Raw genomic sequence first — 8,008 nt, forward strand, 5'->3', positions numbered from 1 at the left:
ACGAATGGCGAACGAATGGCGAACGAATGGCGAACGAATGGCGAACGAATGGCGAAGGAACCACCGTATTCGTTCGTCGTTCGCACGTGGGAACGGTTATGGTTCCCTCGTGCGAACGACGAACGAAGTATGAGCGAAGTTGACCTAGACGCGATTGAGGACGCGATGTTGCGACATCGTGACCCGGTTGTGACGACTGGAGACCTAGCCGACGAACTCGGGTGTTCGTCTCGGCACGTCCTGAACCAACTCCGAATCCTAGAGCGAACCGACGACGTGGGAAGCAAGCAAGTCGGCGCTCGGGCGGTTGCATGGTGGCACGTTGACCGAGTGACGCCGCCGACGATGCGCCCGGACGAGCATCCCGACCAGACGGCTCTTGACGACGCGTCTGAGACGAGCGACGACCGCGACGGCTTCGAGGACCTGCTGGCCGACTGGACGCCCGGACGGACGGACGCAAAGCGACAGGAGCAACGTGACGCCGGTCGCGCGGCGCTCCGCGTCCTTCGGGACGATGGTCGGATGACGCGCTCGGATTTTGAGGACGAACTTCTGCCCGCGTTCGCCGTCGAGGACCAGAGCAAAGAGACGTGGTGGCGGAAGTCGGTGCGCCCGGCGCTCCGGCTCGCGGTCGATGACGGCCGCGCAGTCCATCATCACGGACCTCCACACGAATACGAATGGGTCTAGAGGTCGGGTCTCCCTGCCCTAACCCTTGGGGTTAGGGCCGCGGAACACGGTTGCAGACAGGTTCAAAGCTTCTCGCCGTCGATTTCTATGCTCGGAGTCGGCGGTGTACCGGCCGGTAAACCGTATGTCGGTATAGCAATCCGAGTCGGGTCGGCTGGCACCGTCGTCAGCAAGGGCGGTCCGCGGACCGATAGCTCTCGGGAGTTAATTCCATAGACCAAGAACGCAACAAGAACGCAACAAGAGACGCACCAACCGCTAATCGAACCACCAACACAACGCATTCGTGTTAGGGTGTTGAACCTAACCGGGAGCCGGTCGGCGGGGGAGAACCCCCGCGTCTACCGCCCCCCGCTGACGACGCCGCCAGCCGCGGGAGTCCCCGCCCCAGATTCGGCTGAGACGACATCCGCCCGGCGCTCCGCCCAATCGGTCGGGATGACAAGCGCGCGCTCTCCAGACGACGTGTGGCGGATTTCAGCGAGTCCGTGCGTCCAATCAACGATGCGTTCCATGATTCGCTTCGTCGTCTTGCTCTCGACCGCGCCGTCCGACTCTCCGGCGACCTTCAGGGCCTTCATCATGTCCGGGGAGGTGACGCGGAACTTCTGGTTGTTCGAGTCGCCCGCGATGCTAGCGAGGTCGTCCATGTGGTTCCAGATGAACCGGGCACGCCAGAGGTTCCGAGACTGAGCTGTATCGAGCTGGGTGCGCGCCACGTCGTCGGGCATCCGGGCGAGTTTTTCGATGGGGAGGAGTCCAACGAGGTCGTCCGACTGAGGGCCGGCGTCCGCAGTCTCGATTCCTTCGAGAGCGTCGTTGACAAACTGCTTCCATCGAGACATGCCATTCTGCCACCCTTCGAGAGTTTCAACCCGGTCTTCTGCGTCTTCACGTGCCTTTCTCTCGCCTTCGAGTTCGGCACGGAGTCGTTCGTTCTCGGCTTCGAGTTCGGAAACACGGGATTCGAGGGAGTCGATTCGGTCGATAACGTCGTCTAGTGAGGTCATGGTCATTGCTGAGATAGGTTGTGTTGGTCAGGGTTCGATGCGGCATCACGTGCGAGCGCTGCGATTTCGCGCGAGACCTCGCCAACGACCGGGTGGGTCGCTAGTTCGTCGACGGCGTCGAGCGCGTCAGCTACTGCTTCGGCATCGTCGATGAATCGAATTGGTCGGAGTGCGGGATTGTCGTGTTGCATGGTTGACAGCCCACGAACCTCGAAAATTTGCAGTGCAAACAGCATATCCGGTGAATTTAAGCCGGATAGCGCCGTTAGCTCATATACACGCCCGAAACCGTTGCTTCGGTTTCGGGGGTTCTTCTTCGGGAGCAAGGGGCCATCTTGCTCCCGCCGCGCCACACCGTGAGTGACACGTCCGAGTTCTTGCTCTAACTGTTCAGTCAGGATTACTTAAACGTTTGTTAGTTCTTCCAAACTGCTCGTAATGCAAACAATTCTGTTAGCCATGCAAACATATTGACCACAATGAGTTTCCATCCAGCGATTGGCGGGTATCTCATGGACATCACGCCAACACAGAAAGCCATCCTCGTTGATTTGTTACTCCACAATGATGATAAGGCTGGTAACATTGCTCGGAGGACAGGGAGACACCGAAATTCGGTGTCTCGTTCCTTTCAGGACCTCTTAGATGCTGGATTCGTGCAGGAGAAGGGCGGCGGAGTCTACCGACTAACGGACCGTGGCCGAGAGTCAGCAATCGGCCTTGTAAAGCCACAGATTGATGTTTACGAGGCTTAAGATGGATATTTGCTACGCAAACTAAACAGTCATCAACACAAACACTTTTCACTAATTGCGACAGTCTAAAAATGTAATGTCGAAGATGGAATTCGACCCCGCAGACGCGGGGTTCACGGTGGCTCTCATGGTCGCCGGATTCATTCAGACGGGCATCGCAACCTTCCAACTATTCGATATCAATTTCACCGACGTGATTTTCTCGTCGGGGAATATCGAAATCACGCTTGCGTACGCGGTATCTGTCGGCGCGTTCGCGGGCATCATCATCACGAACGAGAACACCGACCTATCGTCTCTCAAAGACGATGCGGAGAAGCTTGACGACTACTATATGTGGTCGATTTTCGGCACGGTCGGGGTGTTCGCTGCGTGGCTGTTGGTCGGTGACGTTTCCTCATTCTTCCAGAGTAGCGACCTCTGGGGCTTGGTCTACGTCGGCATCACGAGCACGGCCGGGTTCGCTGCGGGGTGGATGCTCTAATGGTGGACCTTGACCTTGACCTAGAGACGGTCGCCACACTTGGCGCGTCGGTTGGTGCTCTCGACGCCGGACTATCCGCGGGCGCAGACATCACGATTTTATCCGACCTGCTTGGTGGCAGTCTTGAAATAGGGCTGATTGTGGTTGGTGCAGCCGGTGGGTCTCTCATCGCAGACCGGCTCGGACTCGTTGAGGTGTTTGATTCGTGACTCTCGTTCGGAGGGTCATGGTTATGCTGCTCGTTGGAATCGTCATCACGACCGCCGCCACGAGCGGCGTGGTTCCAGGGTCATCTCCGGTCGGACACGCATCTGCGGAGATGGTCAACTGCGATGGTTCGGCGTCAAACTACCTCGGTGGTGCGTGGTTCAATACGATTCTCGGCAATACCGAGGGTTGTCATTGGTCAGACAACACCGACTATGAGAATCTCACCGCCACAAATGCGTATTCAAGCGCTCTTGCCCTGAAAGACGCAACCGACTCGTACACCACGACGACGCAGAACTTCATGGCTAATGCTCGAACGGTCGCCATGTCAAAGGCTAAAATAACGATGGTGAACGAGCTAAATAACGGTGCATCCCGGTCACAGGCTAAATCCGCGGTGAACCAAACGGTTCGAGACTACTACTCTCGGGTTCAGGTTCGGATTCTCTCAGATTGGGACGCTAAAGTCACTCAAATAGCTAGTCTAGATAACCAATCCGACCAAACAATTGGATACTACTACCAAAATGAGAGGAATGGAGAATGGTACTCTGGTGGTGAAACGCTTGGAACAAACACGATTCAATTCGAGTTAGTCAATGGAACATCTGTCGATACTGAAGAAATCTCTCTGAGGACTCTCCCATCCGGCTCCCGTTTCCATCCGGGGGGGTCGTCAGACCCACCAAAAGCATCTCCTATCCGGGTTGTTGCCGTCGAACCAAACTCGTCCGAGGAGACACGAATCTTCGAGTCACAGGATTATGGGTCGCTCGGCTCTTGGGCGAACGACCAGAACGACACCTATCTGCTCGACGAAACCCAAGAGCAGACCCAACAAGTGCTTGCGAATATGGACCCCTACGTTGATGAGGTGTCCAGCCAGTACCAAGCAGGCGAAATAAACTCGTCAGACCTTGCGATGATGGACCCATCCACTATCGGGGCTGAGGCATCCACATCTCTCAAAAAGTCTGGATACTACGGTCAGGGCGCGGCCATGCTCGCGTCAACCGGTGCTTCCGGGGATATCAATGCATCGCACACTATTGCAGTCGGAGACGGCTCGGGCAATCCGACGGTGCTTAATGGAACATTGTTCTACACCGGAGATGACGCATCTGGTGGCTGGGATACTGGTCAGACATACCGATTTTCAGATTATAATGGAACCTTCTACATGGCTGTTCAAGATGGGGCCAACGGCACGATTGTTGACCTCTCCACATATGGGTCGCAGTTTGAAATTTTAGAGGCTGTGAACACCCGGACAGGGGAGACGATGAACACGACCAGCCCACACAAGTACCTCTACAACTCAACGAACGCAAGCTCCCTCGCGGACGAAATCGAGCAGTTGCGACAACTCAGAAGGCAGTATGAGACCACCGGAACTGGTGGCGGTGGTGGCGGCGGTGGCTTCGGTGTTGGAACCGAAGACCGCGTTATCATCGTTGCCGCGATTGTCGCGCTCATCCTCGTCTCAACCCGGAACTAACCCCACCGATTCCCAATTTTTCGGACACCATGCGCCGAATAATCACCACACTCATAATCCTCATCGCAGTTGTATCGCCCGCGCTCGTCGGCACGGTCGCCGCGACGAACGAGACAGCGACCGCCACGCCGAGCACGCCCGAATCAACCCAGACTATCGAACTCTCCCCGACGACTCGAATCAAATCGTGGTCGTTCTCAAATGGGACGTTCTCGCTCGTCGTCGAGGCGGATACTCCGACTCGAATCGCAATCACCGACGCCGGGACTCTCTCCCGAATCCTGAGCGAAGGAGACGGCTCGGCCGCGGGGAAAGCCCGCGTTCGGCGCATGACCTTGACCCCCGGCGAGACCACCGTCAATTTCCGCGCCGAGGACTTCAACGGCGCGTCGGCAATCACCGTCACCTCATCGAATGCGGACGGTATCGTTGCTATCCGGTCTGACGCAGTTAGGGCCGCGAAACCCCCCGTCGAATGGGGCACCGTCCAGTCACTCATTGGCGCAACAGCGGTCGCGTCAGTCGGCGGGACCTATGTCTGGGTGAAGCGCAAGCGCGAGGAGACAGACCTTGAGGTGGTCCGCGAATGGTGAACGACTGGCTGAAGCTCGGTGGCGCGGGCGCGGCGCTGGCGTACTTCGGCGGCGCGGAACTCCCGGCGTGGTCGAGCCTCGCGGTCTCAGCGCTCGTCATCGCGGGCGTGGCCGCGCTGTTCGCCACGGGGAAAATCAACGACCTCCTCCCCGACCCGCCTCGCGTCCGAATCGTACAGGTGAACGCGAACAACGACGAACCTATGGCGTGCTGGTCGCTCTCGCCGGACACGTTCGCAGAGACTCAGGTTGAGTGGGGGCCGCTGTATCCGCACCAGAAGGCAGAGGGGGAAGTGTACGAGGCGTATGCCTTCGACCCCGGTCGAAACGTCGCAGTCGGGACGTGGCGGCGGTCTATCCCCGGCTCGTCGCTCGTCGGTCGGCACGATACAGACGAGGTGCTGGACGTGATTGGAGAGTACCGCGGCGACCTCGAACCCGCGGCTCGACGCGGAGAATCGCTCCGGCAGGCGCTTCCGGCAATCGTCCGGCGTGTGAAGTTCGACACGATGGAATCGCAGAACGCCGCGCTCGACCCATCGAAACCGATGGTGACGGACCAGCCGTCAGTTGACGAGATTATCACGGCCGAACTCCCCGACGAACTCCGGCCGGGACGCCTTCGGAACGGCGACCTCCGCGACCTGCTCGACGCCGCCGCCGAAGACGACGGCGACGACTGGGGCGACGGAATGGGAATGGTCTTTGACGACGACCTCCCAGACGACGCGCTCGAACCGCGCGACCCACTTCTGAACGACGGAGGGAGCGCATGAGCGGCGGACGGAGCCAAGACCGGAACACCATCTATTCGGCCGCACAGGGCCGCGAATTCCTTCGGAACGAACTTGAGAACAAGTCCAACGAGTTCGTCCGCGAGTTCGCCGGGATGATTAACGACCCCGACGTGCTCGACTTCCTGAATCGGTACTGCGGCATCTACGAGGAGCGCGGCAAGGACTTTCTGGACAGTCACGTCGGGAAACAAATCGTGCGGTCGGCGGCGACATCGATGGTAGACCGCGCCTATCGTGAGGGGAACGTGAGTCAGTTGCAGGGCATGGTCGGCATCGTGAATCAGGACCGTGAGGCGAGTGACGCCCTCACCGAGATTGTGACTCGGCTCGCGCAAGAGGGCACGATTGCGGTCGTCACCGGGCCACCCGGCGCGGGTAAGACCGCGACGACCCTCGACGTTGCGCGGGCGTGGGGCGCTCGAACCGGCGGGACGCTCTACGGCCAGACGACGTGGGACGGCTTCGACGCCGTGGTGCGGTCCGACGTGGAGATGCTAGAGGCGATGGCGTCACACAAACGCCAATCGCTCGGCGTGCTTGACGAAGCAATGCAGGAGCTTACCGGCCGCGGTGCGGACTCGAAGAAAGCCGAGACGTTCGCGGAGCGCGCGACTCTCATCCGCAAGAAAGAGGACCGCCACGGGCCGCACGCAAAGCGTGGGTCGCTCGTGCTGGTCGCTCACAATTGGAGCGGGATGAACAAACCCATCCGCGAGATGACGACGCTCGTCATCCAGAAACCGAGTCGTGCCGACCCCGGTCGCGTCATCCTCTGGGAATCGCCCGGCGGGGAGGACAAGCGCGAGAAAATCGGGGAGTTCGTCGGACTCACCGACACTCGGGAGAGTTATTCCGAGCACGACCCTGCGCCGTTCCGCGTCGTCCTCGACGAGGACCGCGACGACGACGCCGACCAAATCGACCCCGAACAGATACGGCGCGCCGAGCGCGTGCGCGCCTACCTGCTCGACTGTCAGCCGTGGTGCGACGGCGGCATCTCGCAGGGTGACGCCGCCGCTAAACAGGGATTCAGTAGCTCGTGGGCGACCGACCGCAAACAAGAGTGGGAATCCGGCGAGTGGAATCATCTCGACGGCGTGCCGGAACCGTCGAAAGTCGAAACCGCATGACGGCGATTGATTCCTCCCGGTCCATCCTCCACCCACACCCCCATGCCGCATTACTTACTTACAGAGTGATGGGATTTTTCGGGGGGGCGGGGGATTGGCGGGGTCGCCATTTGGCTGATTTTCGCCGGGGGTCTCGCGTCGATCTGCTCGACGAACCGGCGGGTCAAGGTCAAGCAAAATTATGAATCGCTCTCGAAAGGCGGCACGATATGGCCGACTCGCGGAGGAAGCGGCGCAGCGGCGCTACGGCCTCGACGCCGACCACGGGAGTTGGCACGACGCCCGAACGTCGGACGGCCGCCCGGTCGAAGTCAAAGCCGCGATGCTGAACCGTCGTGATGGCTCCGAAGGCCGATTCCGAATCTTCGAAGACTATCACGAACGGCTCGCAGAGGAGCGAGGACTGTACGTGTTCGTTCCCTACCGCGCCCGCGGTCGTGGCATCCAAGTCGTGGATATGCGCTCGGTCGATGCCGGTGCTCTCCGGCTCAAGTTCTACGGGGCGGGAGGTCATCGTGGCTCGAACCAAGTCAAGATACATCCGCGCCGGATATTCTGAGCCGGGCGATGTTTAGAATCTCAATCTCGTTCGACGAAAAACGGCGATGTTCAGCTCGTCGACGAAGCTCGCGAACAGCGTTTCTTTATATAGTGGTCGATTCGTCGATTGTTTGACGTGTACGAATCGGTAGAAAGTTCTCTTTTTTCTGGACAGGGGCGACCGGCGTTCCCACGAACGAATGGCGAACGAATGGCGAACGAATGGCGAACGAATGGCGAACGAATGGCGAAGGAACCACCGTATTCGTTCGTCGTTCGCACGTGGGAACGGTTATGG

The 8,008-nt window shown here is 59.2% G+C and carries 11 protein-coding genes; 9 read left to right on the forward strand and 2 right to left on the reverse strand.

What is annotated here, in order from left to right; all coding sequences use genetic code 11:
• Positions 1-129 precede the first annotated feature (129 nt).
• Positions 130-693 (forward strand): helix-turn-helix domain-containing protein, encoded by a 564-nt coding sequence (locus C476_RS16760; RefSeq protein ID WP_006600903.1) that lies wholly within the window; start codon positions 130-132, stop codon positions 691-693.
• Between the two features lie 341 nt (positions 694-1,034).
• Here the strand turns inward: C476_RS16760 and C476_RS16765 are convergent, their stop codons facing one another.
• Both C476_RS16765 and C476_RS16770 read right to left on the reverse strand, forming a co-directional pair.
• Positions 1,035-1,703 carry an adenylate kinase gene (locus tag C476_RS16765; RefSeq protein WP_239640281.1) on the reverse strand — a complete coding sequence of 223 codons (669 nt, stop codon included), beginning with the start codon at positions 1,701-1,703 and terminating at the stop codon, positions 1,035-1,037.
• 2 nt (positions 1,704-1,705) lie between these two features.
• Positions 1,706-1,894, reverse strand: coding sequence for a hypothetical protein (locus tag C476_RS16770; protein ID WP_005533698.1), 189 nt, complete (start codon positions 1,892-1,894; stop codon positions 1,706-1,708).
• 321 nt (positions 1,895-2,215) lie between these two features.
• Between C476_RS16770 and C476_RS19875 the strand changes: the two genes are divergently transcribed.
• The 8 genes from C476_RS19875 (at position 2,216) to C476_RS16810 (ending at position 7,729) form a co-directional block, all read left to right on the forward strand.
• Positions 2,216-2,458 carry a helix-turn-helix domain-containing protein gene (locus tag C476_RS19875; protein ID WP_006166119.1) on the forward strand — a complete coding sequence of 81 codons (243 nt, stop codon included), beginning with the start codon at positions 2,216-2,218 and terminating at the stop codon, positions 2,456-2,458.
• Positions 2,459-2,534: 76 nt separating this feature from the next.
• The gene (locus C476_RS16780; RefSeq protein WP_005533704.1) at positions 2,535-2,942 is read left to right on the forward strand and encodes a hypothetical protein; all 408 of its coding nucleotides are present in this window, start codon (positions 2,535-2,537) and stop codon (positions 2,940-2,942) included.
• Positions 2,942-3,151 carry a hypothetical protein gene (locus tag C476_RS16785; protein ID WP_004052064.1) on the forward strand — a complete coding sequence of 70 codons (210 nt, stop codon included), beginning with the start codon at positions 2,942-2,944 and terminating at the stop codon, positions 3,149-3,151. The genes C476_RS16780 and C476_RS16785 overlap by 1 nt, the downstream gene beginning before the upstream one ends.
• Positions 3,152-3,174: 23 nt before the next feature.
• On the forward strand, positions 3,175-4,650 hold the full coding sequence (locus C476_RS16790) for a hypothetical protein (protein WP_239638921.1): 1,476 nt from the start codon (positions 3,175-3,177) through the stop codon (positions 4,648-4,650).
• Between the two features lie 29 nt (positions 4,651-4,679).
• The gene (locus C476_RS16795; RefSeq protein ID WP_005533715.1) at positions 4,680-5,243 is read left to right on the forward strand and encodes a hypothetical protein; all 564 of its coding nucleotides are present in this window, start codon (positions 4,680-4,682) and stop codon (positions 5,241-5,243) included.
• On the forward strand, positions 5,237-6,019 hold the full coding sequence (locus tag C476_RS16800) for a hypothetical protein (protein WP_005533716.1): 783 nt from the start codon (positions 5,237-5,239) through the stop codon (positions 6,017-6,019). Before C476_RS16795 ends, C476_RS16800 begins: the two co-directional genes overlap by 7 nt.
• Complete coding sequence (locus C476_RS16805; RefSeq protein WP_006166121.1) at positions 6,016-7,170, forward strand: hypothetical protein; 1,155 nt, start codon at positions 6,016-6,018, stop codon at positions 7,168-7,170. The genes C476_RS16800 and C476_RS16805 overlap by 4 nt, the downstream gene beginning before the upstream one ends.
• 181 nt (positions 7,171-7,351) lie before the next feature.
• Complete coding sequence (locus C476_RS16810) at positions 7,352-7,729, forward strand: hypothetical protein (protein ID WP_006825417.1); 378 nt, start codon at positions 7,352-7,354, stop codon at positions 7,727-7,729.
• The last annotated feature ends 279 nt before the right edge of the window (positions 7,730-8,008 follow it).

Origin of the sequence: Natrinema limicola JCM 13563 (genome assembly GCF_000337475.1) — an archaeon.
Classification (GTDB): Archaea; Halobacteriota; Halobacteria; order Halobacteriales; family Natrialbaceae; genus Natrinema; species Natrinema limicola.

Coding starts and splice junctions, on each gene's coding strand:
- C476_RS16760 (WP_006600903.1), top strand. CDS start 130: ATGAGCGAAGTTGACCTAGACGCGATTGAGGACGCGATGTTGCGACAT.
- C476_RS16765 (WP_239640281.1), bottom strand. CDS start 1,703: ATGACCTCACTAGACGACGTTATCGACCGAATCGACTCCCTCGAATCC.
- C476_RS16770 (WP_005533698.1), bottom strand. CDS start 1,894: ATGCAACACGACAATCCCGCACTCCGACCAATTCGATTCATCGACGAT.
- C476_RS19875 (WP_006166119.1), top strand. CDS start 2,216: ATGGACATCACGCCAACACAGAAAGCCATCCTCGTTGATTTGTTACTC.
- C476_RS16780 (WP_005533704.1), top strand. CDS start 2,535: ATGTCGAAGATGGAATTCGACCCCGCAGACGCGGGGTTCACGGTGGCT.
- C476_RS16785 (WP_004052064.1), top strand. CDS start 2,942: ATGGTGGACCTTGACCTTGACCTAGAGACGGTCGCCACACTTGGCGCG.
- C476_RS16790 (WP_239638921.1), top strand. CDS start 3,175: ATGCTGCTCGTTGGAATCGTCATCACGACCGCCGCCACGAGCGGCGTG.
- C476_RS16795 (WP_005533715.1), top strand. CDS start 4,680: ATGCGCCGAATAATCACCACACTCATAATCCTCATCGCAGTTGTATCG.
- C476_RS16800 (WP_005533716.1), top strand. CDS start 5,237: ATGGTGAACGACTGGCTGAAGCTCGGTGGCGCGGGCGCGGCGCTGGCG.
- C476_RS16805 (WP_006166121.1), top strand. CDS start 6,016: ATGAGCGGCGGACGGAGCCAAGACCGGAACACCATCTATTCGGCCGCA.
- C476_RS16810 (WP_006825417.1), top strand. CDS start 7,352: ATGAATCGCTCTCGAAAGGCGGCACGATATGGCCGACTCGCGGAGGAA.